Origin of the sequence: Micromonospora rubida (assembly GCF_009908295.1) — a bacterium.
Classification (GTDB): domain Bacteria; phylum Actinomycetota; class Actinomycetes; order Mycobacteriales; family Micromonosporaceae; genus Micromonospora; species Micromonospora rubida.
Window position 1 is genome coordinate 249,580 of the sequence record NZ_JAAALO010000004.1, and the last position, 26,317, is coordinate 275,896.

The 26,317-nt window shown below is 74.3% G+C and carries 20 protein-coding genes; 14 read left to right on the forward strand and 6 right to left on the reverse strand.

What is annotated here, in order from left to right; genetic code table 11:
* Positions 1–63: 63 nt before the first annotated feature.
* On the reverse strand, positions 64–4,563 hold the full coding sequence (locus GVV04_RS15485; protein ID WP_161688742.1) for a cation-translocating P-type ATPase: 4,500 nt from the start codon (positions 4,561–4,563) through the stop codon (positions 64–66).
* A gap of 305 nt (positions 4,564–4,868) precedes the next feature.
* On the opposite strand from GVV04_RS15485, the gene GVV04_RS15490 reads away from it, so the two are divergent.
* The 3 genes from GVV04_RS15490 (at position 4,869) to GVV04_RS15500 (ending at position 7,335) form a co-directional block, all read left to right on the forward strand.
* Complete coding sequence (locus GVV04_RS15490) at positions 4,869–6,293, forward strand: MFS transporter (protein ID WP_328822411.1); 1,425 nt, start codon at positions 4,869–4,871, stop codon at positions 6,291–6,293.
* Between the two features lie 176 nt (positions 6,294–6,469).
* Entirely contained in the window at positions 6,470–6,664 is a 195-nt protein-coding gene (locus tag GVV04_RS15495) for a hypothetical protein (RefSeq protein ID WP_161688743.1), read from the forward strand.
* Between the two features lie 122 nt (positions 6,665–6,786).
* Complete coding sequence (locus GVV04_RS15500; RefSeq protein ID WP_161689405.1) at positions 6,787–7,335, forward strand: YbaK/EbsC family protein; 549 nt, start codon at positions 6,787–6,789, stop codon at positions 7,333–7,335.
* Positions 7,336–7,387: 52 nt separating this feature from the next.
* Here GVV04_RS15500 and GVV04_RS15505 read toward each other — a convergent pair whose 3' ends face one another.
* From GVV04_RS15505 to GVV04_RS15520, 4 genes are all read right to left on the reverse strand, one after another.
* A complete protein-coding gene (locus tag GVV04_RS15505) occupies positions 7,388–8,023 on the reverse strand; it encodes a DsbA family oxidoreductase (protein ID WP_161688744.1) in 636 nt (211 codons plus the stop codon).
* 100 nt (positions 8,024–8,123) lie between these two features.
* Positions 8,124–8,555: a SufE family protein gene (locus GVV04_RS15510; RefSeq protein ID WP_161688745.1), complete on the reverse strand. Its 432-nt coding sequence runs from the start codon at positions 8,553–8,555 to the stop codon at positions 8,124–8,126.
* A gap of 68 nt (positions 8,556–8,623) precedes the next feature.
* A complete protein-coding gene (locus GVV04_RS15515; protein ID WP_161688746.1) occupies positions 8,624–9,049 on the reverse strand; it encodes a CBS domain-containing protein in 426 nt (141 codons plus the stop codon).
* 59 nt (positions 9,050–9,108) lie between these two features.
* Positions 9,109–10,905, reverse strand: coding sequence for a proline--tRNA ligase (locus GVV04_RS15520; RefSeq protein WP_161688747.1), 1,797 nt, complete (start codon positions 10,903–10,905; stop codon positions 9,109–9,111).
* Positions 10,906–11,100: 195 nt separating this feature from the next.
* Between GVV04_RS15520 and GVV04_RS15525 the strand changes: the two genes are divergently transcribed.
* The 7 genes from GVV04_RS15525 (at position 11,101) to GVV04_RS15555 (ending at position 20,310) form a co-directional block, all read left to right on the forward strand.
* A complete protein-coding gene (locus GVV04_RS15525; protein WP_161688748.1) occupies positions 11,101–11,868 on the forward strand; it encodes an SGNH/GDSL hydrolase family protein in 768 nt (255 codons plus the stop codon).
* Positions 11,868–12,314, forward strand: coding sequence for an imidazolonepropionase-like domain-containing protein (locus GVV04_RS15530; protein ID WP_161688749.1), 447 nt, complete (start codon positions 11,868–11,870; stop codon positions 12,312–12,314). The genes GVV04_RS15525 and GVV04_RS15530 overlap by 1 nt, the downstream gene beginning before the upstream one ends.
* Before the next feature lie 52 nt (positions 12,315–12,366).
* Positions 12,367–13,269, forward strand: a complete 903-nt coding sequence (locus GVV04_RS15535; RefSeq protein WP_161688750.1) for a sulfurtransferase — start codon at positions 12,367–12,369, stop codon at positions 13,267–13,269.
* A gap of 91 nt (positions 13,270–13,360) precedes the next feature.
* Entirely contained in the window at positions 13,361–15,148 is a 1,788-nt protein-coding gene (locus GVV04_RS15540) for an HSP90 family protein (protein ID WP_161688751.1), read from the forward strand.
* A gap of 7 nt (positions 15,149–15,155) precedes the next feature.
* Positions 15,156–18,005, forward strand: a complete 2,850-nt coding sequence (locus tag GVV04_RS33955) for a hypothetical protein (protein WP_161688752.1) — start codon at positions 15,156–15,158, stop codon at positions 18,003–18,005.
* A gap of 71 nt (positions 18,006–18,076) precedes the next feature.
* A complete protein-coding gene (locus tag GVV04_RS15550) occupies positions 18,077–18,700 on the forward strand; it encodes a TetR/AcrR family transcriptional regulator (protein WP_161688753.1) in 624 nt (207 codons plus the stop codon).
* A 272-nt stretch (positions 18,701–18,972) separates the two neighbouring features.
* Positions 18,973–20,310: an acetyl-CoA carboxylase biotin carboxylase subunit gene (locus tag GVV04_RS15555; protein ID WP_161688754.1), complete on the forward strand. Its 1,338-nt coding sequence runs from the start codon at positions 18,973–18,975 to the stop codon at positions 20,308–20,310.
* A 51-nt stretch (positions 20,311–20,361) separates the two neighbouring features.
* On the opposite strand, the gene GVV04_RS15560 is transcribed toward GVV04_RS15555, so the two are convergent.
* On the reverse strand, positions 20,362–21,303 hold the full coding sequence (locus GVV04_RS15560; RefSeq protein WP_161688755.1) for a hypothetical protein: 942 nt from the start codon (positions 21,301–21,303) through the stop codon (positions 20,362–20,364).
* A 447-nt stretch (positions 21,304–21,750) separates the two neighbouring features.
* Between GVV04_RS15560 and GVV04_RS33960 the strand changes: the two genes are divergently transcribed.
* From GVV04_RS33960 to GVV04_RS15575, 4 genes are all read left to right on the forward strand, one after another.
* Positions 21,751–21,885: a hypothetical protein gene (locus GVV04_RS33960; RefSeq protein WP_268926281.1), complete on the forward strand. Its 135-nt coding sequence runs from the start codon at positions 21,751–21,753 to the stop codon at positions 21,883–21,885.
* 308 nt (positions 21,886–22,193) lie between these two features.
* Entirely contained in the window at positions 22,194–23,105 is a 912-nt protein-coding gene (locus tag GVV04_RS15565) for a hydroxymethylglutaryl-CoA lyase (RefSeq protein ID WP_201753567.1), read from the forward strand.
* 260 nt (positions 23,106–23,365) lie between these two features.
* Positions 23,366–24,898, forward strand: coding sequence for an acyl-CoA carboxylase subunit beta (locus GVV04_RS15570; RefSeq protein WP_161688757.1), 1,533 nt, complete (start codon positions 23,366–23,368; stop codon positions 24,896–24,898).
* Between the two features lie 90 nt (positions 24,899–24,988).
* Positions 24,989–26,143 carry an acyl-CoA dehydrogenase family protein gene (locus GVV04_RS15575; RefSeq protein ID WP_161688758.1) on the forward strand — a complete coding sequence of 385 codons (1,155 nt, stop codon included), beginning with the start codon at positions 24,989–24,991 and terminating at the stop codon, positions 26,141–26,143.
* The last annotated feature ends 174 nt before the right edge of the window (positions 26,144–26,317 follow it).

Below are 26,317 nucleotides of genomic sequence, written 5' to 3' on the forward strand. Positions count from 1 at the left end.
CCCGGGCGGGTTGGTGCGGCACGAGACCAACGACCGGCCGGCGGCCACGTGCGCCATCCGCCCTCACCTGTCGGAGGGAGCACTCTCGCCACCGGGCACGTCCGCCCCTCCGGTGTCGGCCGGGGCGCCCTCCTCGCTGTTGAGTAGGCGGGTGAGGGCGCCGTTGGCCAGGGTGGCGCCGACGGCCGAGCCGGCGGCGATGCTCCAGCCGACCGGCCCGAGCGGGGTGCAGCCGAAGAACTGGCTGACCCCCGGGGTCTGCACCACGAAGACCAGCGCCCCGACCGACGCGGCGGTCGAGGCGAGCACCGTCGGGCTGGTCCCGCCGGCGAGCACGGTCTGCCCGAGCTGGGTGCCGATCAGTGAGGCGAGCGCGACCGTACCGGCCCGGCGCTGCCGTCCGGTGTACCGGGCGAGTGTCCAGCCCACCGTCGCGCCCAGCGTGGTGGACGCCGCGCGCAGCGCGATCTCCCGGGTGAGGGTCGCGCCGAGCGAGGTGTCCGGGCCCTCCCGCAGCAGGTGGTCGGCGTGGTCGGAGGCGGGCGGCCGGACCGCGATGGCCAGCGCCGGCGCGAGGTCGGTGAGCAGGTTGACCAGGAGCAGTTGCCGCCCGGTGAGCGCCGAACGGCCGGTGCTGGCCGCGCTCAGCACGCTGAACGCGATCTCGCCGAGGTTGCCGCCGACCAGGATGCTCAGCGCGTGCCGGACCGACGACCACATGGCTCGCCCCTCGACCAGGGTGGCGATGATCGTCTCCAGCCGGTCGTCGGTCACCACCAGGTCGGCGGCGGCCCGCGCGGCGGGGGTGCCGCGCTGGCCGAGGGCGATGCCGACGTCGGCCAGCCGGATCGCCGGGGCGTCGTTGGCCCCGTCCCCGGTCATCGCCACGGTCCGGCCGCACTTCTGCAACGCCTGAATGATCCGGACCTTGTGGGCGGGGGTGCAGCGGGCCACCACGTCGGTGCGGGTGAGCCGCTCGGCGAGTGCGTCGTCGTCGAGCCGGTCCAGCTCCGTGCCGGTCGCCACCCGCTGCTCGCCGTGGTCGGGGCTGATGGTCGACGCGATCGCCGAGGCGGTCGCCGGATGGTCACCGGTGATCATGATGGTGTGCACCCCGGCCTGTCGGATCCGGTGGACGGCGGGCGCGGCCGATTCGCGTATCCCGTCGGCGAGGGCCAGGAAGCCGACGAAGACCAGGTCGTCGACCTCCTCGTCGGTGACCGTCTCCCCGGCGACCCGCCGCTCGGCGACGGCCAGGATGCGGTGCCCGGCGCCGGCCCGGCCGGCGAGCATCCGGTGCAGCTCGTCCCGGCCGGCGTCGTCCAGCGGTGCGTCGCCTCCGTCGGCGGTACGCCGGTCGGCGCACCGTGGCACCACGGTCTCCGGTGCGCCCTTGACGCTGAGCAGCAGGCTGTCGCCGGTTCTGCCGACCGTGGCGTGGTAGCCGCGGGACGGCTCGAAAGGCAGGCCGCCCACCGCCCGCCAGCCGTCCGCGCCGGCCCGCTCGTCGACCCCTGCCGCCCCGGCCCCCCGGCGGACCGCCCGGTCGGTCTGCTGTGGCAGCTCGTCCGGGTCGCCGGCCGGGGTGGCCCGCAGCGCGGCGGCCAGGGTCAGCCGCAGCGGATCGTCCAGCCGGTCCGGCGGGGCGTACCGGGTGCCGTCGCTGTCGCCCACGCCGGCGAGCAGCAACTGTCCCTCGGTGAGGGTGCCGGTCTTGTCGAAGCAGAGCACGTCGACGCGGCCCAGCGCCTCGATCGTGCGCGGGTTGCGGACCAGCGCGCCGTGCTCGGCCAGCCGTCGGGCCGCGGCGAGCTGGGCGGCGCTGACCAGGAAAGGCAGCCCCTCCGGCACCGACGCCACGGCCAGGTTCGCGGCGGTCGCCGCCGTCTCCGCCAGGGGTACGCCGCGCAGCAGTCCCGCCCCGGCCACCGCCACCGCCGAGCCGGCGGCCAGCGGGATCGCCGCGCGCGTCAGCCGGCCGAGCCGGGCCTCCACCCCGCTCGCCGGGGGCGACTGCCGGGCCAGCGCCAGGCTCCGCCCGGCCTCGGTGCCCGCGCCGGTGGCCACCACCACGGCCGTGCCGTGACCGGTGGCGATGGTGGTGCCCTCGTACAGCATGGAGCGTCGGTCCGCGACTGCGGCGGCGACCACCGGGTCGACGGTCTTCCCCACCGGCAGCGACTCGCCGGTCAGCGACGACTCGTCGGCCTCCAGGCCGTCCGTCGCCAGCACCCGGCAGTCCGCCGGTACGGCGTCGCCGGGCCCGAGCACGATCACGTCCCCCGGGACCAGGTCGTCGGCGGGCACCGGCCGTTCCTCGCCGTCCCGGCGGACCCGGGCGGTGACCGCCGAGCGGGACAGCAGCTCGGCCAGCGCCCGTTCGGTGTTGCGCTGGTGCACCGCCCCGACCAGGGCTGATCCGGCCACCACCCCGCCGACGAGGGCCGCGTCGACCAGCGAGCCGAAGCTCGCGGAGAGCACCGCGCCGGCGGCAAGCACCGGCGTGAGCGGGTTGGCCAACTCGTCGACGAAGGCGCGGAGCAGCCCGGACGGGCCGGTCTCCTCCCCGGCCCTGCCACCGGAGCGGCGCTCCGCCTCGGCGGAGTCCAGGCCATCGGCGTCGGTGTCGAGCTGGCGGAGCACGGCGTCGGCCGGCATGAGGTGCCAGGCGGTCACAGCCGGGACCGGTGAGTCGGCGCGGTCCCGCAGCCGACCCGCCCGCCACACCCCGTGCAGGAAGGCCAGGGCGGCGGTCCCGTTGACGGTGTTCAGCGACCGCCTCGGCAGCCGTCGGGGGTCGGCCGTGAACGCCCCCAGCGCGGCCAGGCCGGTGCCGGCCATGGACAGCCGGATGTTCTGTTGGGTCATCCGGCGGGCCACCCCGGCCGCCTCGATGATCAGCGCGGCGATCCGCAGGTCGGTGCCGACCAGCAGGTGCGCGCCCCAGGGCGGCAGGTCATCCGGCCCGGCCAGCCCCAGCCCGCAGTCGGCCGCGCCCAGCGCCGCCCGGTCGGCGGAGAGCAGCATCACCACCGCGCCGTCGCGCTGCAACTGGCGGACGGTCTCGGTGATCCGGGCGCCGCCGGGCAGTACGGCGTCGGCGAAGGCGTACCGGCCGTCGTCGTCGCCGGCCACCACGAGGCGCAGGCCGGCCAGCCGGGTGGCGGTGGGCAGCGCATCCATGGCCGGGGCGGGCTCGGGCTCCACCCGGAGCAGGGCGGCCAGGCGGTCCCCCTCGGCGAGTCCGAGCAGGGTGCCCCCGTCCGCCCGCATCCGTCGGCTGTCGTCGGTGTCGCCCGGGTCGGTGGCGTCGAGCTCGTCCAGCGGGCCGAGCCGCCACCCGTCCGCCTCCCGCATTCGGTCCGGAGCGGCCGGGTCGAAAAGGGCGAAGGCGCGGGCCGCCACCTGCCCGGTGTCCGCCCCGGACAGCGGGGCCAGATCGGCCAGCACACCCCGGTCCGAGCCGAGCACCGCGGCGTCCAGCACGACCGTGTCGATCCGGTCGAGTTCCCGCAGCACGCTGCGGTCCATGGCGATCACGCCGCGCCGGGCGAGCATCCGGCCGAGTTGGGCGGCGTACCCCTCGCGGCCGCTGCCCGGGGCCTTGGGCAGGCTGGACAGCGCCACCGCGGCGGCCCGCTTCCGGCCGACCACCGGAACCGCCGCCGCCCCGGCAGCCGCCCCCGCTGCCAGCATCCGTTCGGCGAACCGCTCGACGAGTCCGGGCGGCTTCGGGTTCGGCCGCCCGGCCGTGGGCGCCCGGGCGACGGCCCGCTCCGGGTCGCCGGTGAGCCGGGGCTCGGCCTTCGTCCAGGCCACGAGCTGGGCGTGCGCCTCGCCCCACCGCACGATCCGCTGGGTGCCGTCCAGCACGATCCCGGTCCAGCCGCCGGTCAGCCCCTGGACGACCGCCTCGGCGAACGGGAAGAGCAGTTCGGCGCGGGGATCGGCGCGCAGCCCTCGACCGGCCAGGGCGTGCAGCTTCGGGTGCAGGTCGACGGCGGCGAGCACCCCGGCCACCTCGGCGGGGACCGGGGTGAACGGCAGGATCCGGGTGGCCGCCGACAGGGTCAGGCCGAGGGCGTCCGAGGCGAGTGCGCCGAGGGTGCGGGGCGTGCGCGGCCCTTCCTCCGGCGGGTGCGGCGGGGGGATGTCGGGGTCCGGTTCGTGCTCGCAGGTGTGTTCGCACCGGGCGATCGTGGCGATCAGGTCGCGCAACCTCGGCTCCGGCTCCCCGACCTCCACCACCACCCGGCCGGAGGGGGCGTTGACCCTGGCCCACCGCACGCCGGGCAGCTGCTCCAGCTCCCGCTCCACCTGCCGGGCCAGCCTGTCGCCGCCCTCCTGGCAGACGCCGTGCACCTCGATGTGGTACCGCCCGGGCCGGGACCAGACCCGGCGTCTGGCCAGGCCCGTCAGCCGGGCCAGCCGGGCTGCGGCGCTGCCGGCCGTACGTGACGCGTCGCCGACCATGTGCGGGACGGCCCGGGACGCGTCGCTGACGAGGTTTGGCACCGCCACCGACGGCAGGAGGCGGCCGGCCACCCGGCCCAGCAACGTCATCGAGCGGTACGGCCGGAGATCGGCCAGCCGGGCGTACCGTTGCCGCCGCTGCCCCCGCCGTGCCCCATTTCGCCTCCAACGCTCGGTCCCGGCGGGCTGCCTTCCCTTCCGTGAGCCCGTTATGCCCCGATGGCGGGTAAGTTTCGCCGTCGGCCTTGACTTCAATCGGGCTTCAAGGGGGAGGCTGGCCGCATGTCGTGGGAACTGTTCAGGCCGCAGGTCGGCCGGGGGCGGCCGGTGGGCGGGCGCCGTCGGGATGCGTCAAGGAGGGCCCCGGTCCGGGCGTCCGGTACGGCCGGGCACCGGTGACCGCTACGGCCACGCGCCCGGTCGCGCCGGAGCGCCTGTTCGCCCCGCGCCTGCGGGCCATGACGGTGGGCGTGGTGGCCCTGGTCTCGCTGATCGCGTTCGAGGCGCTCGCCGTCGGCACCGCGATGCCCACGGTCGCCCGCGACCTCGACGGGCTGTCCTGGTACGGGCTGGCGTTCGGCGGCCCCTTTGCCTCCGGCGTGGTGGCCATGGTGGTCTCCGGCATTTGGTGCGACGCCCGAGGTCCCCGGGCACCGGTGTGGCACGGGGTTGGCTGGTTCGTCGCCGGGCTCCTGCTCGCCGGCACCGCGTCGACGATGGGCGTGCTGGTGGCGGGGCGGCTGCTGCAGGGCTTCGGCTCCGGCCTGCTCTCGGTGGCGTTGTACGTGGTGGTGGGGCGGGCGTACCCGGAGGTGCTGCACCGGCGGATCTTCGCCGCGTTCGCGGCGGCCTGGGTCGTACCGTCGCTGGTCGGGCCGGCGCTGGCCGGGCTGATCGTCGAGCACCTCGGCTGGCGCTGGGTCTTCCTGGCGGTGCCGGCGGTGGCGGTGCCGGCGGCGCTGCTCATCCAGCCGAGCCTGCGGGCCGTTGTCTCGCCCGTGGTACGGCTGGCGGGGGGCGCGGCGGCCCGGGTCGGTTGGGCCTGCGGGGCGGGGGTGAGCGCCGCGCTGCTGCACTACGGGGGGCAGCAGCGCGGCGCGTCGGCGGTCGGCCTGGTGGCGGCGGCGCTCGCCGGCCTGCTGTGCTGCGCCCCGCGCCTGCTGCCGGCCGGCTTCCTGCGGGCCGGCCGGGGCCTGCCGATGGTGATCGGGCTGCGCGGCCTGGCCTCCGCCGCGTTCGCCAGCGCGGAGGTGGTGATTCCGCTGATGCTCTCCCGGGAGCGCGGGCTGTCGCCGACCGAGGCGGGCCTGATGCTCACCGTCGGGGCGCTCTCCTGGTCGGCCGGGTCCTGGTTGCAGGGCCGGCTGCCCGCGCCGGGCAGTGACCCGGGGAGCGGGGGCCGGGCGCGGCTGCCCGTGCCCGGTTCGCCGGCCACCCTCGTGCGCGCCGGACTGGTCTGCATCGCCGTCGGGACGGCGACGGTGGCGCTCGCGGTGTGGCCGGCGGTGCCGTTGCCGGTCGGCGTGCTCGGCTGGGCCGTCGCCGGGCTCGGAATGGGGCTGCTCTACCCGTCGCTGTCGGTGCTCACCCTGGAGCTGTCGGCCCCCGGCGAGCAGGGGCGCAACAGTTCCTCCCTGCAACTGGGCGACTCGCTGTTCGCGGCGTCGGTGCTGGCGCTGACCGGCGCGGTGCTCGCAGTCGGTTCGGCACCGGGCCCGGGCAGCTACACGGCCATTCTCGTGCTGGCCGCCGCCCTGGCCACGCTGGGCGTCGTCCTTGCCGGCCGGGTGGTGCCGGCTCCGGCCGGGTCGCCCGGATGACGGAGCCGTTCCGCCGCTGCGGTGCTCCCCGAGGCGGCGGGCCGGCCCTCCGGGCTGGATCTTCCTCGGCGACCCCGGCAGCAGCCGGAGCCTGATCGACCACCTGGTCGACACCTCCGGGGGAACCGGCCGGAGATGAGAAGTCCACTCGTTCGCCGGCTGCCTATGGTGACCTCATGCTGGTTCTCGTCACCATCGTGACCCTTTACGTCTGCGGATTCGTGTTCCTCTACGGGGTGATCCGGATCGCCGTCCGGCACGCCTTCGAGGACCTGGAGGCCCGCCGGCCCGGCCTGCTGCGCGCCGAGGAGGTCGCCGCCGCTGCGGACCGGACGTTCGTCCGGGACAACCGGTTCGTCGCCAACGGCTGACGGGTCGCCCGTTCCGACCGGGGCGGAACGGGTCCGGTTGGTCGGCCCGGCCACGGGGTCGGGCCGAGCCCCGAGGGTCGCCGTGAGCGGGCGGGACGGCGGGGTGCGAGGATCCACCCGTGATGGGGACGCTGAAGACCGAGCCCGCCCGGACCCGCCTGGACCTGCTGGCGCCCCCGGTGGCCGCCGCGATCGGGCGGTGGGCCGCCGACGCCCCGGTGGACGTCGACGACGTGCTGGTAGCGCCGATCGACGCCGACCTCGCCGACACCGCCGCGTTCTGCGCCGCGTACGGGGTGGGGCTGGACGTGTCGGCGAACTGCGTGGTGATCGCGGGCCGGCGCGAGGGCGAGATGCGGTACGCCGCCTGCATCGTGCTCGCCACGACGCGCGTGGACGTGAACGGGACGGCCCGCCGGATGCTCGACGTGCGCAAGGCGAGCTTCGCCCCGATGGCCGACGCGGTCGAGGCGACCGGGATGGAGTACGGCGGGATCACCCCGATCGGGTTGCCCGAGGAGTGGCCGATCCTGGTCGACGCGCGGGTCGTCGCCGCCCCGCACGTCATCGTCGGGTCGGGCGTGCGGCACAGCAAGATCGCACTGCCGGGGCCGGCCCTCGGCGCGTTGCCCGGCGCGCGGGTGGTGGAGGGCCTGGCCAAGCCGGCGTGAGCCTCAACTGTGTCGATGTTGTTGCACGTGAAACATCGTGATCTTCGATGGGCTAGCTGGCGCTCGACTCGCGCTGCTCCACCTCGGCCAGGGCTGCCAGCAGGGTCTGCGGCTCCTGCGCCCCCGTGACCGCGTACTTCCCGGCCAGCACGAACGTTGGGACGCTGGTCACGCCCAGCTCCCGCGCGGCGGCCAGCTCGGCGGCGACCTCCGACGACCCCTCCCCGGAGTCGAGGAAGGTCTGCGCCTCGGCCTCGTCGAGCCCCGCCCCGGCGGCGAGCCGGGCCAGCGCCGCGCGCGATCCGATGTCCACGCCGTCGGTGAAGTGGGCCCGGTACAGGGCGTCCACGGTCTCGGCGGCGAGCCCCCGCCCGGTGGCGTACCAAACGAGCCGGTGGGCGTCGAAGGTGTTGGCGGAGACGGCCCGGTCGAAGTCCAGCCGTAGCCCCGCGTCCGCCGCGACTTCGGTCACCTGGGCGAACATCTGCTCGACGCGTTCCCGGCTGCCGAACTTCGTGGCCAGCCCCGCCAGGAGTGGCTGCGGGGTCGTCACCGGCGACGGGTCGAGCTGGAACGGCCGGTACCGGACCGTCGCCTCACCGTCGTACGACTCCAGGGCCTGCTCCAGCCGGCGCTTGCCGATGTAGCACCAGGGGCAGGCCACGTCGGCGTAAATCTCGATCTCCATGACCGGAGACAACCCGCCGACCGGTGCGGCTGTTCCCGGACGTGACGCGAAAGGGCCGGACGGAGGCGCCCGCCGGGGCGGTCGGTCGAGGTTTGCGGCGTCAGGCGGCGGTCTGCTCCCGGACCTGGCGCTTGAGCCGGGCCAGGATCGCCGTGCCGCCCCGGACCCGCAACGGGCTGATCACCTGGGCCAGCCCCATCCGCTGGTAGAGGTCGTCCGGCACGGCGAGCACCTCTTCGGCGCTCAGCCCGGCCAACCCCTCGGCGAGGATGCCCGCGAAGGCGCGGGTGGTCGGCGCCTCCGGCGGGCAGTCGAACCAGGTGGTCACCGCGCCGTCCGGCGTGACCTGGGCGCGCAGGAAGAACGCCGTCTGACACTCGGGGACCTGTTCCATGCCCTCCCGGCCGGCCAGTTCCTCGGGCAGCGGCGGGATGACGTCGGCGTACTCCAGCAGCATCTCCAGCACCACGTCGCGGGGTGCGGAGGCGAACTCGTCGACGATCTCGGCCAGCTTGGTCGGCATCTCGGGCATCCAGTCAGGCTACCGGTGCGGAGAGCGGGCCCTCCTCTACCTGAGGCGTTGAGATTGGACCCTTCCGTTCAGACGGTCGGGGCCTGCTCGCTGATGTCGCTGAGGGCGGAGGCGGGGTCGAGCTGCATGGCGAGGTCGCCGAGGGAGACGATGCCGACGAGCTTGCGCTCGCTGTCGCAGACGAGGATGCGGCGGACACCACGCTCGCGCATCAGCGAGGCCGCCTCCCCGGCGGTCGAATGCTGCTCGATCATCACCACCTCCCGGGTGACGATCGAGCCGATGGTGGTGCTGGCCGGATCGCGGCGCTCGGCCACCGCCCGGACCACGATGTCGCGGTCGGTCAGCATGCCGGCGAGGCTGGCGCCGTCGGTGACCACCACGTCGCCGATGTCCGCCTCCCGCATCACTCTGGCCGCCTCGTCCAAGGTGGTCTCCGCGGACAGGTAGACCACCTGCTTGGTCATTACGTCGCTGACCCGGTAACCGGTCATGAGAGCCTCCGAATGCGAACCTGTGTCGATTCGGTAACCGGTACCCAATGCGGCGTTCGCTACACCATCTCTCCCTGCGGTCGCCGCCACACCAGCTCTCCCCGGGCGCGCAGCGCCTCGTCCCGCAGCCGGTCGACCAGCCCCTCCACCGGCAGCTCGGCCCGCTCGCCGGTGGCCCGGTCGCGCAGCTCGACGTACCCGTCGGCGAGGCGGCGGCCGACCACGACGGCCCGTGGGATGCCGATCAGCTCGGCGTCGGTGAACTTCACCCCGGCCGAGACGTGGGTGCGGTCGTCGACCAGCACCCGCAGCCCGGCGGCGGCGAGGCGACCGCCGAGGTCGAGCGCCGCGTCGAGCTGCGGCCCCTTCCCTGCCGCCACCAGGTGTACGTCGCACGGGGCGACCGCCGCCGGCCAGACCAGCCCCCGGTCGTCGTGGTGCTGCTCGGCGATCACGGCGACCGCCCGGGACACCCCGATGCCGTAGCAGCCCATGGTGGGGCGGACCGGCTTGCCGGCCGGGCCGAGCACGTTGACGGCGAACGCGTCGGTGTACCGGCGGCCGAGCTGGAAGATGTGCCCGATCTCGACGCCCCGCCGCATGGTGAGGGTCCCGGCGTCGCAGGACGGGCAGGGGTCCCCCGGGCGCACCTCGGCCGCCTCGATCGTGCCGGCCGGGGTGAAGTCCCGGCCGTGGACCACGTCGGTGGCATGCCGGTCCGGCTCGTTGGCGCCGGTCAGCCAGGCGCTGCCGACGACCACCCGGGGGTCGACGAGGTACCGGATCCCCAGCTTGCCGAGCAGCTGCGGGCCGATGTACCCGCGTACCAGCTCCGGGTGGTCGGCCCAGCCGTCGAAGACCGCCACGGTGGCCGGGGCGAGCGCCGCCGCCACCCGCTTCAGATCCACCTCGCGGTCGCCGGGCAGGCCGATCACCAGCAGCTCGGACTTGTCCGCGCCCGGCCGGCGGACGGTCAGCACGATGTTCTTCAGGGTGTCGGCGGCCGTCCAGTCGGCGCGGTCGGCGAGCCGGCGGGCGTTGGCCAGCTCGACCAGCGCGGCGATGGTCGGGGTCTCCGGGGTGTCGTGCACGGCCGACGCCGGATGCGCGGACGGGTTGCCGGCGGCCGGGGCCCGGGTCACCACCGCCTCGGTGTTGGCGGCGTGGGCGCAGGCGGTGCAGCCGACGAAGGTGTCCTCGCCGACTTCGGTGGTGGCCAGGAACTCCTCCGACGCCGACCCGCCCATCGCTCCCGACGTCGCGTGCACCACCGTGTGGTCGAGCCCGATTCGGTCGAAGATCCGCTGGTACGCCGCCCGGTGCCGGTCGTACGCTGCCTGGAGGCCCGCGTCGTCCAGGTCGAACGAGTACGCGTCCTTCATGAGGAACTCGCGTCCGCGCAGCAGCCCGGCCCGGGGGCGGGCCTCGTCGCGGAACTTCGTCTGGATCTGGAACAGCGTCACCGGGAAGTCCCGGTACGAGGTGAACAGGTCCTTCACCAGCAGCGCGGCCAGCTCCTCGTGGGTCGGGGCGAGCAGGTGCTCGGCGCCCTTGCGGTCGGCCAGGGTGAAGATGTCGTCGCCGTACTCCGTCCACCGGCCGCTGGTGCGGTAGGGCTCGGCCGGCAGCAGCGCCGGGAAGTGCACCTCTTGGTCGCCGATCGCGGTCATCTCCTGCCGGACGACCTCGGTCACCCGGTCCAGCACCAGTTTGCCCAGCGGCAGCCACGTGTAGCCGCCCGGCGCGGCGCGGCGGACGTAGCCGGCGCGCAGCAGGAGCCGGTGGCTCGGCACCTCCGCGTCCGCCGGGTCCTCGCGCAGGGTCCGGAGCAGCAGGGTCGACATGCGCAGCAGCATCAGCGCAGCGTACGGCCAGCGCGGGAGGGGCGAACGTCATTTTCGTACCGGAGAGGGATGGCCGATCCGTCGACGGGCCATCGGTCGATTTAGTGCTGGGAGGTGGGACACGTCGGACCGGTCCGGTTCACCGGGTCCCGACGGCAGTGCCAGACTGATCGTCGCTGGGCGATCCGAGGAGTGCGGGAGGGCGCGTTGCGCTGGCGCAGTTTTGTGGCGGTGGGGGACAGCTTCACCGAGGGCATGGACGACGCGTACCCGGACGGCAGCTACCGCGGCTGGGCGGACCTGGTGGCCATCCGGCTCGCGGCCGAGGCCGGCCCCGACTTCCGGTACGCGAACCTGGCGATCCGGGGCCGACTCTTCCCCAATGTCGTGGCCGAGCAGGTGCCGGCGGCGCTGGCGATGAGGCCCGACCTGGTCAGTTTCGCGGCCGGCGGCAACGACGTGCTGCGCCGCACCTTCGACCCGGGCGCCCTGGCGGCCCGCTTCGACGCCGTGGTCGGCCGACTGCGCTCGGGCGGCGGGGACGTGGTGCTGTTCCGGTTCGCCGACGTGATGGCCCGGCTGCCCGGCCAGCGCCTGGTCGCCCCCCGGGTCCAACTGCTCAACCAGGCCGTCGGGGAGACCGCCGAGCGGCACGGCGCGATCCTGGTCGACCTGTACGCCGATGACACCTTCCTCAACCCGATGCTGTGGAGCACCGACCGGCTGCACCTGTCGGCGGCCGGGCACCGGCGGGTCGCCGCGCAGGTGTTGACCGCGCTCGGGATCGGCTGCGACGAGGAGTGGCTCATGGTCCCGCCGCACCCCGCGCCGACGCCCTGGCTGGCCGCCCGCGCCGCCGACCTCCGTTGGGCGGGCCAGCATCTGGCCCCGTGGATCAAACGCCGGCTGACCGGCCAGTCGTCCGGGGACACGGTCACCGCGAAGCGGCCCCGACTCGGCCCGTTCGCCGACTGATGCCCACCCTGCACGCCGGGCGGCTGCTGCGGCGCACCCTCGACGACCCACCGGGGCCCGGCGGGGCCGTGCTGGTGGCCGGGAGCCGGATCGAGGCGGTCGCGCCGCTGGACGAGCTGCTGGCCGCGTACCCCGGGGTGCGGGTGCGGCGGTGGGCCGGGACCCTCGGGCCGGCGCTGGTGCACGACGGGCCGCTGCCGGATGCCCCCACTCCGCGCGAGCGGGTGTACGCGCTGTTCCGCGCCGGGGCGGCGGCGGTTCCGGCCGCGCACCTCACCGACCCGGAGCTGCGGGCGGCGGCGGTCCGTGGCGACGTCGCGGTCCTCGACCGGGTACGGCCGCCCGCGCTGGACGTCGGCGGCCGGGCCGACCTGGCCGTCTTCGCCGACGACGGGACCTGCCTCGCGACGGTGGTGGCCGGCCGGCTCGTGCACCGCCGCGCCTGACCGTCCCCCGCCCATCCCGCGTGGCCCGCGGATCGGGCGTACCTTGGGGCTTATGCCTGTTCCGAGTGATCCGGACCCTCGCCTCCAGTCGTACGCCGACCCGCAGCGGCTGGTCACCACCGAGTGGCTGGCCGAGCACCTGGGCGACGAGGGGCTGGTGGTGGTCGAGTCCGACGAGGACGTGCTGCTCTACGACACCGGGCACATCCCGGGTGCCGTGAAGGTCGACTGGCACACCGAGCTGAACGACCAGGTGACCCGGGACTACCTGGACGCGAAGAGCTTCGCCGAGCTGTGTGCCGCCAAGGGCATCGGCCGCGACGACACCGTCGTCTTCTACGGCGACAACTTCAACTGGTGGGCCGCGTACGCGCTCTGGGTCTTCTCGCTCTTCGGGCACGCCGACGTGCGGCTGCTCGACGGCGGCCGGCAGAAGTGGGCCGCCGAGGGGCGCGAGCTGACCCGGGAGAAGGCCGCCCGGCCCCGGGCGGAGTACCCGGTGCCGCAGCGCAACGACGCGCCGCTGCGGGCCTACCGGGAGCAGGTGTTGGCGCATGTGGCCGCCGGCCGGCCGCTGGTCGACGTGCGCTCGCCGGGCGAGTACACCGGCGAGATGCTGCACATGCCGGACTATCCGCAGGAGGGCGCGCTGCGCGGCGGGCACATCCCGGGCGCGCTGAACAAGCCGTGGAAGTCCGCCGCCAACGACGACGGCACGTTCCGGTCGGCGGGCGAGCTGCGCGCGATCTACGCCGACCAGCTCGGGCTGAGCCCGTCCGACGACGTGGTGGCATATTGCCGGATCGGGGAACGGTCGAGTCACACCTGGTTCGTGCTGCGGCACCTGCTGGGCTATCCGCAGGTGCGCAACTACGACGGCTCGTGGACCGAGTGGGGCAACCTGGTCCGGGCCCCCGTCGTGCGGGGCGACCAGCCGGGCGGCCTCGCCGGCTGACCTCCGGCTCCCGTTCCGGGGGGCGGGGGCAGCCGGCCGTCGGTGATCACCGGTACGGTGAGCGCCGGCACCGGACCGGGGAGCAGCAGGCGTGGACCGCACCTTCCAGGTCGACCTCCGAGGCGTGGTCGATCTGCTCAGTCACCATCTCTACGGCAGCCCACGGGTCTACGTCCGTGAGCTCATGCAGAACGCGGTTGACGCGATCACCGCGCGCCGGGCCACCGAGCCCGACGCCCCGGCGTTGGTCCGCATCGAGCCGCCCGACCTGACCGGCGACGGCACGCTGCGGGTGCACGACACCGGCATTGGCCTCACCGAGGCGCAGGTGCACGAGCTGCTGGCCACCATCGGCCGCAGCTCGAAGCGGGACGAGCTGGGCTTCTCCCGCCACGAGTTCCTCGGCCAGTTCGGCATCGGGCTGCTCTCCTGCTTCCTGGTCGCCGACGAGATCCGGGTGGTCACCCGGCACGCCGACGAGCCGACGGTGCTCTGGACGGGGTACTCCGACGGCCGGTACGCCGTCGCGAGCGCCCCCGCCGGGCAGCGGCGGGCCGAGCCGGGGACGACCGTGACCCTGGTGCCGCGCCGCGACGCCGGCCAGTGGTTCGCCACCTCGACGGTCACCGACCTGGCCCGGCTCTACGGCTCGCTGCTGCCGGTCACCGTCCGGGTCGGCGACGTGGTCACCACCGCCGGGGAGCCACCCTGGCCGACCGCGCCCGGCATGCCCGCCGACCGTCCGGCCCTGCTCCGGTACGCCCGGCAGCACCTCGGCGTCGACCCGTTCGACGTGGTGCCGCTGTCGGTGCCGGAGGCGGGGCTGACCGGCGTCGCATTCGTCCTGCCGACCCCGGTGAACCCGGCCGCCCGTGCCGGTCACCGGGTGTACCTGAAGCGGATGCTGCTCACTGAGCACGCCGACGGGCTGCTGCCCGACTGGGCGTTCTTCGCCCACTGCGTGGTGGACGCCAGCGAGCTGCGCCCCACCGCCAGCCGCGAGGCGCTCTACGAGGACACCCTGCTGACCGCGACCCGGGAGGCGCTGGGCGCGCAGGTGCGCGGCTGGCTGGTCCGGCTGGCCCGGCACGACCCGCGCCGGCTCGCCGAGTTCCTCCAGGTGCACCACCTGGGGGTCAAGGCGCTCGCCCTGCACGACGACGAGATGCTCCGCCTGGTCGACCAGTGGTGGCCGATGGACACCAACGTCGGCACGCTCACCCTGGCGGAGTTCCGCCAGCAGTACGGCCTGATCCGGTACGCCGCGAGCCTGGACGAGTTCCGTCAGCTCGCCGCCGTCGCCGCCGCGCAGGACCTGGCCGTGGTCAACGCCGGCTACACGTACGACACCGAGCTGATCGAGCGGCTGCCGACGGTGGACCGGTCGGCGCTCATCGAACGGCTGGAGCCCAGCGACCTGACCACCCGCTTCGAGGCCCTCGAACCGCAGGTGGAGCTGGCCCTGCGGCCGTTCCTCGCCGGGGCGCAGCGGGCCCTGGAACGCCTCGGCTGCGAGGTGGTGATCCGGGCGTACGACCCGGTGTCGCTGCCGGCGCTCTACCTGGTCAGCCGGTCGGCGGCGTTCAACGACCAGCTCGCGGCGACCCGGGACCGGGCCGACGAGCTGTGGGGCGGGGTGCTCGACGCGCTCGCCGCGTCCGCCCCACCGGACCGCCCGCAGCTCGTGCTCAACCACCGCAACCCGCTGGTCCGCCGGGTCACCACCCTCGACGACCCGGAGCTGGTCGGGCTCGCCGTCGAGGCGCTGTACGGGCAGGCCCTGCTGCTCGGGCACCATCCCATCCGCGCTGCCGACGCCGCGCTGCTGAACAGTTCCTTCCTCGGCCTGCTCGGCCGGGCCGTACCGGGACGGGAGTGAGGCCGCGATGAGCGAGGACGACCTGTGGCGGATGCTGCACGGGACCACCGACATGCCGTACGGGGCGGGGCGGACGGCCGCCCTGGAGCAGCTGCTGCGCCGGGCCGACACCGGGGACGACCGACACCTGGCGTTCGCCGTCCGGATGCAGGCCACCACGGGGTACGTCTACGGCGGTGAGGCGGGCAAGTCCTTCGTCACCTTCTCCTGGTGCCTGGCCGAGTTCGACCGGGACCCGCAGCCGTACCACCAGGGCTACACCCACCAGCTCCTCTGGCACTTCAAGTACATGGTCAACGCCATGCTGAAGTTCCCCGAGCTTCCGCTGGACCGCACGTACGCGGTGCTCGACGACATGGAGCGCCGGTATCGGGACGCCGGGCACAGCCTCCAGGCCGTGCACAAGCACCGTTATCTGGTCGCCGACCACGTGGGTGACGCCGAGGCCGCCGAGCGGTGGTACCGGGAGTGGCTGACCGCGCCGCGCGACGACCTGTCCGACTGCGCCGGCTGCGACCCCACCACCCAGGTCGCCCACCTCGCCCACGTCGGCCGGTACGACGAGGCGGTGGCGCTGGCCGAGCCGGTCCTCGCCGGCCGGCTGACCTGCACGGAGCAGCCGCAGGCGATCCTCACCGCGCTGCTCGTGCCGTACCTGCGCACGGGGCGGGGCGACGCGGCGCGGGACGCGCACCGGGAGGCGTACCGGCGGCTGCGAGGCAACCTGTCGGACCTGTGGGACATCGGGGACCATGTCGAGTTCTGCACGTTGACCGGCAACGAGGCCCGGGCCGTGGAGATCGTCGAGCGGCACCTGGACTGGCTGGACCGGGCGCCCACCCCGGCCGCTGCGATGCACTTCGCGGCCACTGCCGCCGCCGCGCTGCGCCGGGCCGCCGGGGCCGGCGACGTCACGCTGCACCGGCGGGCGGCCGGCGACCGGCCGGCGGGCGAGGTGTCCGCCGCCGCGCTGGCCGCCGAGCTGACCGACACGGCGACGGCGCTGGCCGCCCGGTTCGACGCCCGCAACGGCACCTCGCACCAGTCGGAGTGGATCGCCCGGCGGCTGGCCACCGGGCCCGCCGGGGAGCACCTGCCGCTCTCGGCCAGCCTGCGCCGCTACCCGGCCGACCCGGCCCGGTCCCCGCAGCCGGCGGTGCCCCCGGCCGAGGAGCCGGCCGTCCCGGCCGACGCCACCGCCGACGAGCTGCTCGACCTGGCCGACGAGTGCCTGCGCACCCACCGCCGGTCGGGGCTGGTCGCCGCGCTGGCGGCGTACGACGAGCGGTTCGGCGCCGCCGAGGCGTCGCCTGGGACGGCGGCCCGCCGGCTGGAGCTGCGGGCGGCCGAGCTGACCGAGACCGGCGGCTCGGAGGCGGCGCTGGACGCGAGCCGGGCGGCGCTGGCCGCGTACCGGGAGCTGGGCGACCAGGCCCGGGCGCAGGTGATGGCCGGCCGGCTCGGGGTGCTGCTCTGCATGAGCGGGGAGGGCGAGGAGGGGCTGGTGCTGGTCCGGGAGGCCGCCGACTTCCTCGCCGCGCACGCCGACGCCCGGGAGCGGGCCGCCGCGCACGACCGGCTCGCGCTGGCGCTGGCGCACCTCGAACGCTGGGCGGAGGCGCTGGCCGCAGCGGACCGGGCAGCCGCCGAGGCGTACGACGATCCGTGGCTGGCCGCCCGGTCGGCGCTGCACCGCGCGCACGTGCTGGAGGAGTTGGACCGGCCGGACGAGTTCCGGGCGGCGGCCGGACAGGCCCGCCTGCTGGCCCGGGAGGTGGGCGTCGGCGAGCTGGTCACCGCCGCCGCGCTCGCGTACGCCCGGGCGGTGGACGACCACGCCGAGACGGTGGCGGCCTGCGACGAGGCGCTGCGCGCCGCCCCGCCGGGCGCCCGGCTCCCGGTCCGGGTGTTCCGGGCCCGGGCGTTGCTGGCCGCGGAGCGGGCGGCCGAGGCGGTGGAGGACTTCGCCGAGGCGGTGACCCTCTGCGTGGAACAGGGCGCCGACGGGGACGCCTTCCTGCGCTGGGAGCTGGCGAACGCGTACCGGGTCGCCGGGCGGCCCGCCGAGGCGGCCGAGGTGGCCGAGGAGGCGGTGCTCGGGCTGGACCGGCTCGGGGCCCAGGCCGAGGCGGACCGCTGCCGGCACCTGCTGGTCGGGATCTACGTCGACCTGGGCGAGCTGGAGCCGGCGCTGGCCCTGCTGGCTCTGCTGGCCCGCAACCTCGACGGGCCGGACAACCTGCCGCACCGGGCGCAGGTTCTGGAGGAGGCCGGGGGCCTGCTCTACGACGCCGACCGGGACGCGCTGGCCGGGCAGCGGTTCGCCGAGGCCGCGACGGCGTACCGGCTGGCCGGGGCGCCGGTCGATGAGCTGCGCGCCCGTCGCCGGGAGACGGACGCGCTCTTCTGGGCGGGCGACGGGCCGGCGGCGGTCAGCGCGGTCGAGGTCTGCGACGGGCTCGCGACCGCGCTGACCGGTCAGCCGGAGCAGCCGCCGGTGGTGACGTACGAGGTGGCGCTGGCCGCCGAGGTGGCGGCCCGGGTGCTGGCCGGCGTCGGCCGAACGGACGAGGCGCTGGACCGGCTGGCTGGTGTCCCGGCCCGGCTGAGGTCGATCGAGGCTTTCGGCGAGGCGGCCCGGGTGGAGCTGCTCACCGGCGAGACCCTGCTGCACGCCGGCCGCCCCGGCGAGGCCGAGCCGCTGCTGCGCGAGGTGCTGGGCGGGCTGCCCGCCGGCTCCCGGTCGGCGGCGCGGGCCGCCTGGCTGCTGGCCGGGGCGCTCGACGAGATGGGCCGCCCGGACGATGCGGCGGCGGTCCGCGCGGAGCACGGGCTGACCACCGACGAGGAGGACTGACCGGTCCCGGCGGATGCGACCGCCGGGTAACCGAGCCCCACCCCGTCCGGGGGCGGGTCTAGGCTTGCCCGGTGAGCGTGGAGCAGCGGGCACGGGGGACGGCGGGCGGCGTGACGGGCACGGGTCGGCGGCGGTCCCGGCGGGACGAGATTCTGGAGATCGCCGTCGGGCTCTTCGCCACACGGGGTTACCACGGCGTCTCGATGGACGACATCGGCGCTGCGGCGGGCGTCACCGGCCCGGCCCTCTACCACCACTTCGCCGGCAAGGAGGCGATGCTGGCAGCCGCGCTGATCCCGGTCAGCGAGGGGCTGCTCGACGGCGGGCGGGCGCGGGCCGCCGGCCACCCGGAGGACCCGCGCGGCACTCTGGAGTCGCTGATCGACTTCCACGTCGAGTTCGCGCTGGCCAACCCGGCGGTGATCGCCCTGCACCTGCACGAGCTGGATCGGCTGCCGGACGAGCCGCGTCGCCGCATCCGCCGGCTCCAGCGGCTTTACGTCGAGGAGTGGGTGACCGTGCTGACCGCGCTGCACCCGGGCCTGCCCGCCGGCGAGGCGCGGGTGCTGGCGCACGCCGCGTTCGGCCTGATGAACTCGACGCTGTTCCTCGGCGGCGAGGTGGACCGGCGGCGCCGCGCCGCCCTGCTGCGCGCCGCCACCCTGGCCGCCCTGCTGGCCGAGACGGCTGCCTGAGCCCCGCACCGGAACTGCCTCGGCGCACGCGTCCGCAGGCGTTACGACGATGAGTGGAGATCGGGCAGATCTTGGAAGATTTCGGCCCCTGGAAGGGCCGTTTGCTTCCAAGATCTACCAATTTCGGGGTCGGGCGGCCTTCCTGGAATCGTTGGTGGGGCGTGGGGTGTGCTCCCTGAAACTCCTCCGGTGCTGCGGCGCTCGACTCGTGGGCGACGGGTCACTCGTGGTTTCCTTGCCTCCGTCCCATCTTTTGGACGCTGGAGGAGAGCATGATCGAGTCGCTGTTGGTCGCCAACCGGGGTGAGATCGCCCGCCGGATCATCCGTACCGCGAAGCGGCTCGGGATCCGCGCGATCGCGGTGCACTCGGAGGCGGACGCCGACCTGCCGTTCGTCACCGAGGCCGACGAGGCGGTCTGTGTCGGCCCGGCCAACCCGGCCCAGAGCTACCGCAACGTCGAGGCGATCCTCGCCGCCGCCAAGTCGACCGGCGCGCAGGCGATCCACCCCGGCTACGGTTTCCTGTCGGAGAACGCCGAGTTCGCCCGTACCGTCGAGGCCAGCGGGCTGGTCTGGGTCGGGCCCGGCGCGGACGCGATCACCGCGATGGGCGACAAGATCAACGCTCGGAACCTGATGGCCGAGGCCGGGGTCCCGGTCGCACCGGGCACCACGGACCCGGCGGCCGACGTGGAGGCGGCGGTCGCCGCCGCCACCGGGATTGGCTACCCGGTGATGGTCAAGGCGGCGGCCGGCGGTGGCGGCATGGGCATGGGCGTGGCCACCGACGAGGCCGCGCTGCGCACCGAGTACGACAAGGTGCGCTCGTTCGCCGAGCGGATGTTCGGCGACGGTTCGGTGCTGATCGAGCGGTACTTCCCCCGGGTACGCCACGTCGAGGTGCAGATCCTCGGCCTGGCCGACGGGCGGGTGGTGGCGCTCGGCGAGCGGGAGTGCTCGGTGCAGCGGCGCAACCAGAAGTTGGTCGAGGAGTCCCCGTCCCCGGCGGTCTCGCCGGAGCTGCGCGAGCGCATCCTCGCCGCCGCGGTACGTGCGGGCGAGGCTGTCGGCTACCGCAACGCGGGCACCGTCGAGTGTCTGCTCGACCCCGCGACGCAGGAGTTCTTCTTCCTGGAGATGAACACGCGGCTCCAGGTGGAGCACCCGGTGACCGAGTACGTCTACGGCGTCGACCTGGTCGAGGAGCAGCTACGGGTGGCCTCCGGCCTGGCCCCGACGTTCGACCCGGACGCGCTCGTCCCGCGCGGGCACGCCTTCGAGCTGCGGATCAACGCCGAGGACCCGAAGCGGTTCCTCCCCGGCCCTGGCGTGATCAGGACCTGGAACGAGCCGACGGGCGAGGGCGTCCGGGTCGACTCCGGCTATGTCGTCGGCAACACGGTGACCCCGTTCTACGACAGCCTGATGGCGAAGCTGATCGTCAGCGGCAGCGACCGGGCGGAGGCGATCGAGCGGGCCCGGGCGGCGGTGGCGGCCTTCGAGATCGCCGGCCCGAAGTGCAACCTCCCGTTCCACGCCGAACTCCTGGAGAACGAGGAGTTCCTCTCCGGCGACTACGACACTGGCATTGTCGGCCGGATGCGCTGACCGTTCCGGCCCGCCGGTCGGGAGGTCCGCGTCGGAGCCGTGACCCGCGCCCTACGCAGGGCCTCCCGATCGCCCCGGACGGACGCCGCCGGGGGCGTGCGGGAGCATGTCGATCTGGTACGCGGGGAGCGGGCCGGCGGACCGGGGCGTGGGCCACACCTGGTCGAGCCGGGGCGACCGGTGCCGACCGGCAGGGGCGTCGTTGGTCGTGGCCGGGGTGGCGGGGAGTTGCCCGGCTGCGGGCGGGACGGCGGGGAAGCGGCCGGTGTTCCACCCCCCGCGGGGCGGCCCGACCGGGGGCACGGACCCCCGCTGCCGTGGTACGTCCTCCGGGCGGGCCTCGCTACCGAGCGGGCGGTGCCGTGAGCTGCCCCGAACCGCCTGTCGAGCCGGCGCGTTGAGGGCGTGGCGCAGCAGCTCGTTCTCGGCCTGGTTGGCGGCCAGCTTCTTCCGCAGCAAGGCGTTCTCGCGCACCAGGTGGGCGATCGTCGTGCGGGTGCGCTCGTCGGGCCGGTCGGCGCCCGCCTCCGCGTCGAGGGCATCAAGGGCGTCGGGGTGCGCCGGGTCGGCCGTCCCGTGGCGCAGGCCCGACGGCGGGCGCTCGCCCCGGGCCGCCTCGTACAGCCGCGCGAAGTCACTGAACGTGGTCTCCCGGTCGGCCTCCGGAACGATGCACTCGACGACCAGGACCACGGTCAGCCATGGGGGTCCCTTCGTCTCGGCCGTGAAGTGCCGGGAGAGCCGCTTGCGCCAGGCATCCCGGTCGAGGCGGGGTCTGTCCCGGCAGATCCGCTCGGCCAGCCTGCTCCAGGTGTCGACCGCCCCGATCTCCGGGCAGCCCTCGACGAGGTCGCGCACCGCCAACCCGTACGCGGAGACCGCCGCTGACCCGTATCGGGCCTCGTACTCATCGGCCAGCCGCTCGCGCGAGACGAGCGAGTGCCGCCGATGCCACCCCTGGGGCGGAGGTGACGTGCTGGTGTCGGAGGTCATGCCGAACCTTTCGCAGAGCTGCCTGACTTGGGAACCGTCTTTCTACCCCCTCCCGTCAAACGGCGGACGCCGTGATGTGTGCCCACGGTCAGTTTCTGGCCGGGTCGTTGTCCGGGTAGGACGGTCGGTTTCCAGGCGGCAATTATCTCACGGACGCCGTGCGGGGCAACCGATCCGCGAGTATCCGATCCAGCCTCCACTTTGGCCGGCCGCCCGGGGTGACACCCGGCCAGAAGCGCGCGCGGACACCCGCGACCGGTCGTTGTTCCCGTCGTGGCCGGCCGCCGTCGAACTGCCAGGCGGCGTTTATCGGACGCGCATTTCTTCCGGTGGAAATCCCATCGGTGCAACTTGCATAACCGGGATGGAGAAATGGGAAGAGGAAGAGCGAACAATGGCGTGCCGCCGCGCCTGGACCGTCGTCGCCTGGTCCGGTGCCTGCGGTCGGTGTCCCTGTTCACGGAGGGGGCGGTGGCGATGGCGCTGGCGCTGGGTCGAGAGGAGGCCGTCGCCTGCGCCGGGGCCCTCTCGGCCACGCTCCGCAGCGCTGCGGAGCTCCTGGAAGGGCCGGGGCAACGCTGACCCTGACGAAGGCGCGTGGGCACGTGGGCGAGGGGGCGAGGGGCGAGCCGACGCTGACTCCCTCGCCCCCTCGACACCTCGCCGCGCGTCGGCTCCGGCCTGCGCTGCCGTTCGTCGGCTCCGGCCCCGCCGTCGTCGCTCGTCGGCCGACAGGTGTTGCGCGGTGGGCTGGCGTCCGATGCCGGCATTCTGGTTCCCTGGGGGACCGCCGGTCGGCGGCACCGGCCGACCGGCCGCCTTCACGAGAGGCGGCGCCGCGCGCCGGCACTCCGGTAACCCGATGTCATAGCGAGGTGACCATGAGCCAGATGCCCACAGCCGTGTCGATCCGCGAGGTCGGGCCGCGCGACGGGCTCCAGAACGAGGAGCCGGTCCCGGCCGAGGCCAAGGTCCGGCTGATCGACGCGCTCTCCCGCACCGGCGTACGCCGGATCGAGGCGGTGTCGTTCGTGCACCCCAAGGCCATCCCGCAGATGGCCGACGCGGACGAGGTGTGGCAGCGGGCCGCGAGGGTCGACGGGGTGCGCTACTCGGCGCTGGTGCCGAACACCCGGGGCGCCCAGCGCGCCCTCGCGGCCGGGTTCACCGAGGTCGAGGTGGTGGTCTCGGCCAGCGACACGCACAACCGGCGCAACGTCAACCGGTCCACCGACGAGTCGCTCGACGACATCGCGGAGCTGATCGACCTGCTGCACGGCGCCGGAGCGACCGCCGAGGTGATCGTGGCGACCAGCTTCGGCTGCCCGTACGAGGGGGACGTCGACCCCCTGCGGGTCGCCGGCATCGTCGACCGGGTGGTCCGCGACGGCGCGGACCGGGTCGCGTTCGGCGACACCACGGGCATGGGTACGCCGCGTCGGGTCCGCGAGCTGCTGACCGCGGTACGTGACCGCAACGCCCATGTTCCGGTGCTGCTGCACTTCCACAACACCCGGGGCGCCGCGTTGGCGAACCTGCTGACCGCACTGGAGCTCGGGATCACCGAGTTCGACGCCAGCGTCGGCGGCCTCGGCGGCTGCCCGTACGCCCCGGGGGCCAGCGGCAACCTGGCCACCGAGGAGGCGGTGCACATGCTGCACGACATGGGCATCGACACGGGCATCGACCTGGACGCCCTGATCGAGGCAGCCGAGCTGGCGGAGCGCCTGCTCAACAAGAAGCTCCCCTCCGGCGTCCTCCGCGCCGGCCCCCGCACCCGCCTGACCCCCCTCCCCACCTAACCCCCTAACCCCCACCCAACCCGGCCCCCGGCCGCCCCCCAGCCCCCGGCCGACCCCGATGATCAAGAGGTTTGCGTCAGGATTCCCGCCCATCCTGACGCAAACCTCTTGATCACCGCCTCAGTGGAGGGCGGAGGGGTGGGGTGGGGTGGTGGGTCGCGGGGGGTGGGGGGATGCGCTAGCCTAACGATCGTTCAGGTTGGATGTCGGGCGGTTGTTCACAAGGCCGCGCGGCCGGGGCAGGCGGCGAGGGAGTCGGCGTGACGCTCGACGGTGAGGCACTGGAGCAGCTGCGCAAGCGCGCCCGGTCCGGCGGTGCGGACAAGTACCACGCGGCGAACGCCGCCAAGGGAAAGCTCTTCGCCCGCGAGCGGGTGGCGCTCCTGGTCGACGAGGGCTCCTTCGTCGAGGACGGCCTGTACGCCAACGCGCTGGCCGAGGGCCTGCCCGCCGACGGCGTGGTCACCGGCACCGCCACCATCGACGGCCGGCAGGTCTGCCTGATGGCCAACGACTCCACGGTCAAGGCCGGAAGCTGGGGCGCGCGTACCGTCGAGAAGATCATCCGGATCATCGAGCGGGCGTACTCGACCGGGGTGCCGATGGTCTACCTGGTCGACTCGGCCGGCGCCCGGATCACCGACCAGGTCGACCTGTTCCCCGGCCGGCGCGGCGCCGGGAAGATCTTCTGGAACCAGGTCCGCGCGTCCGGCTCGATTCCGCAGGTGTGCGCCCTGTTCGGGCCGAGCGCGGCCGGCGGGGCGTACATTCCGGCGTTCTGCGACGTGGTGGCGATGGTGGACGGCAACGCCAGCATGTATCTCGGCTCCGACCGGATGGTCGAGATGGTCACCGGGGAGAAGACCACCCTGGAGGCGATGGGCGGGGCCAAGGTGCACTGCGCCGAGTCGGGCGTCGGGCACTTCCTCTGCAAGACGGAGGCGGACGCGCTCGACGTGGTCCGGCGCTACCTGTCGTACCTGCCGGCGAACTGGACGCAGCAGCCGCCGGCCGCCGAGGCGCTGCCCGCCCCGGAGAAGGCCGACCTGGCCGCGCTCGTCCCGGCCAGCGAGCGGCAGGCGTTCGACATGCGCCGGTACGTCCGGGGCCTGCTCGACGACGGTTCCTTCTTCGAGATCCAGGCGCTCTGGGCCAGGGAGCTGACCATCGGCTTCGGCCGGTTGAACGGCGAGGTCGTCGGCGTGGTCGCCAACAACTCGATGTTCAAGGGCGGGGTGCTCTTCGTCGACTCGGCCGACAAGGCGACCCGGTTCGTGCAGCTCTGCGACGCGTTCAACGTGCCGCTGCTGTTCCTGTCCGACGTGCCCGGGTTCATGGTCGGCAGCGCGGTGGAGAAGCAGGGCATCATCCGGCACGGGGCGAAGATGATCACCGCGATCTCCGAGGCGACCGTACCCAAGATCTGCGTGGTGGTGCGCAAGGCGTACGGCGCGGGCCTGTACGCGATGGCCGGCCCCGGCTTCGAGCCGGACGCCACGATCGCCCTGCCCACCGCGAAGATCGCGGTGATGGGCGCGGAGGCCGCGGTCAACGCCGTCTACGCCAACAAGATCGCCGCCATCGCCGACGAGGCCGAGCGGGCCGCCTTCGTCGCCGCGAAGCGCGAGGAGTACGAGCGGGACATCGACATCGTCCGGCTCGCCAGCGAGCTGGTGGTCGACGCGATCGTGGAGCCGCACGAGCTGCGCGCCGAACTGGTCCGCCGGTTTACCGCCGCCCGCACCAAGGACCGGCACTTCTCCCGCCGCAGGCACGGCGTCACCCCGGTCTGACTGCCCCAGGGCGCCGCCACCGCGGCCAAGGATCGTCCCACCCGTCAGCGTCACGAGCGTCCGGCGGAGGAACCCGTACAGGAGGAACCGATGGACTTCCGGCTCACCGACGAGCAAGAGGCGCTGCGGGAGAGCGTGCGGGACTTCGCCCGCGAGGCGGTCGCCCCGGTCATCGCCGAGCACTACGAGAAGCACACCTTCCCGTACGAGGTGGTCCGGCAGATGGGCAAGATGGGCCTGTTCGGCCTGCCCTTCCCGGAGGAGCACGGCGGGATGGGTGGCGACTACTTCGCGCTCTGCCTCGCCCTGGAGGAGCTGGCCCGGGTCGATTCCAGCGTGGCGATCACCCTGGAGGCGGCGGTCTCCCTCGGCGTGATGCCGATCTTCCGGTTCGGCACCGCCGAGCAGAAGGCGCGGTGGCTGCCGAAGCTGGTCAGCGGCGAGGCCCTCGCGGGCTTCGGCCTCACCGAGCCCGGCACCGGCTCCGACGCCGCTGGCACCCAGACCCGGGCCGTCCTGGACGAGTCCACCGACGAGTGGGTGATCAACGGCTCGAAGGCGTTCATCACCAACTCGGGCACCGACATCACCGCCCTGGTGACGGTCACCGCCGTCACCGGCATCCGGCCGGACGGCGCCAAGGAGCTGTCCACGATCATCGTCCCGTCCGGCACCCCTGGCTTCACGGTCGCCCCGGGCTACTCCAAGGTCGGCTGGAACGCCTCGGACACCCACGAGCTGACCTTCGACGACTGCCGGGTCCCGGCGGCCAACCTGCTCGGCGAGCGCGGCCGGGGCTTCGCCCAGTTCCTGCGCATCCTCGACGAGGGCCGGATCGCGATCGCCGCCCTCGCCGTCGGCCTCGCCCAGGGCTGCGTCGACGAGTCGCTGAAGTACGCGAAGGAGCGCCAGGCGTTCGGCCAGCCGATCGGCAACTACCAGGCCATCCAGTTCAAGATCGCCGACATGGAGCTGAAGGCGCACACCGCCCGCCTCGCGTACTACGACGCGGCGGCCCGGATGCTGGCCGGCGAGCCGTTCAAGCGGCAGGCGGCGATCGCCAAGCTGCACGCCAGCACGATCGCCGTGGACAACGCCCGCGAGGCCACCCAGATCCACGGCGGCTACGGCTTCATGAACGAATATCCGGTGGCCCGGTTCTGGCGGGACTCCAAGATCCTGGAGATCGGCGAGGGCACCAGCGAGGTCCAGCGCATGATCATCGCCCGCGACCTCGGCCTGTGAACGGAACGGCCCCTCGCTGACGCCTGTCTGCGCGGCCCTTCGCTGACGCCTGTGGCACGGGCGGGAACACGGCCGGCCGCAGCCGGCGGCGGGACTGTCGGATATCCGTGCCCCGAGGCGTCGGCAGGGCGACGGTTGCCTGCCGACCGTCACACCCGATCCGTACCCTTCCTG

Coding starts and splice junctions, on each gene's coding strand:
- GVV04_RS15575 (WP_161688758.1), top strand. CDS start 24,989: ATGGACTTCCGGCTCACCGACGAGCAAGAGGCGCTGCGGGAGAGCGTG.
- GVV04_RS33955 (WP_161688752.1), top strand. CDS start 15,156: ATGAGCGAGGACGACCTGTGGCGGATGCTGCACGGGACCACCGACATG.
- GVV04_RS15515 (WP_161688746.1), bottom strand. CDS start 9,049: ATGACCGGTTACCGGGTCAGCGACGTAATGACCAAGCAGGTGGTCTAC.
- GVV04_RS15510 (WP_161688745.1), bottom strand. CDS start 8,555: ATGCCCGAGATGCCGACCAAGCTGGCCGAGATCGTCGACGAGTTCGCC.
- GVV04_RS15505 (WP_161688744.1), bottom strand. CDS start 8,023: ATGGAGATCGAGATTTACGCCGACGTGGCCTGCCCCTGGTGCTACATC.
- GVV04_RS15530 (WP_161688749.1), top strand. CDS start 11,868: ATGCCCACCCTGCACGCCGGGCGGCTGCTGCGGCGCACCCTCGACGAC.
- GVV04_RS15560 (WP_161688755.1), bottom strand. CDS start 21,303: ATGACCTCCGACACCAGCACGTCACCTCCGCCCCAGGGGTGGCATCGG.
- GVV04_RS15535 (WP_161688750.1), top strand. CDS start 12,367: ATGCCTGTTCCGAGTGATCCGGACCCTCGCCTCCAGTCGTACGCCGAC.
- GVV04_RS15565 (WP_201753567.1), top strand. CDS start 22,194: ATGCCCACAGCCGTGTCGATCCGCGAGGTCGGGCCGCGCGACGGGCTC.
- GVV04_RS15495 (WP_161688743.1), top strand. CDS start 6,470: ATGCTGGTTCTCGTCACCATCGTGACCCTTTACGTCTGCGGATTCGTG.
- GVV04_RS15500 (WP_161689405.1), top strand. CDS start 6,787: ATGGGGACGCTGAAGACCGAGCCCGCCCGGACCCGCCTGGACCTGCTG.
- GVV04_RS15555 (WP_161688754.1), top strand. CDS start 18,973: ATGATCGAGTCGCTGTTGGTCGCCAACCGGGGTGAGATCGCCCGCCGG.
- GVV04_RS15520 (WP_161688747.1), bottom strand. CDS start 10,905: ATGCTGCTGCGCATGTCGACCCTGCTGCTCCGGACCCTGCGCGAGGAC.
- GVV04_RS15485 (WP_161688742.1), bottom strand. CDS start 4,563: ATGACGTTGCTGGGCCGGGTGGCCGGCCGCCTCCTGCCGTCGGTGGCG.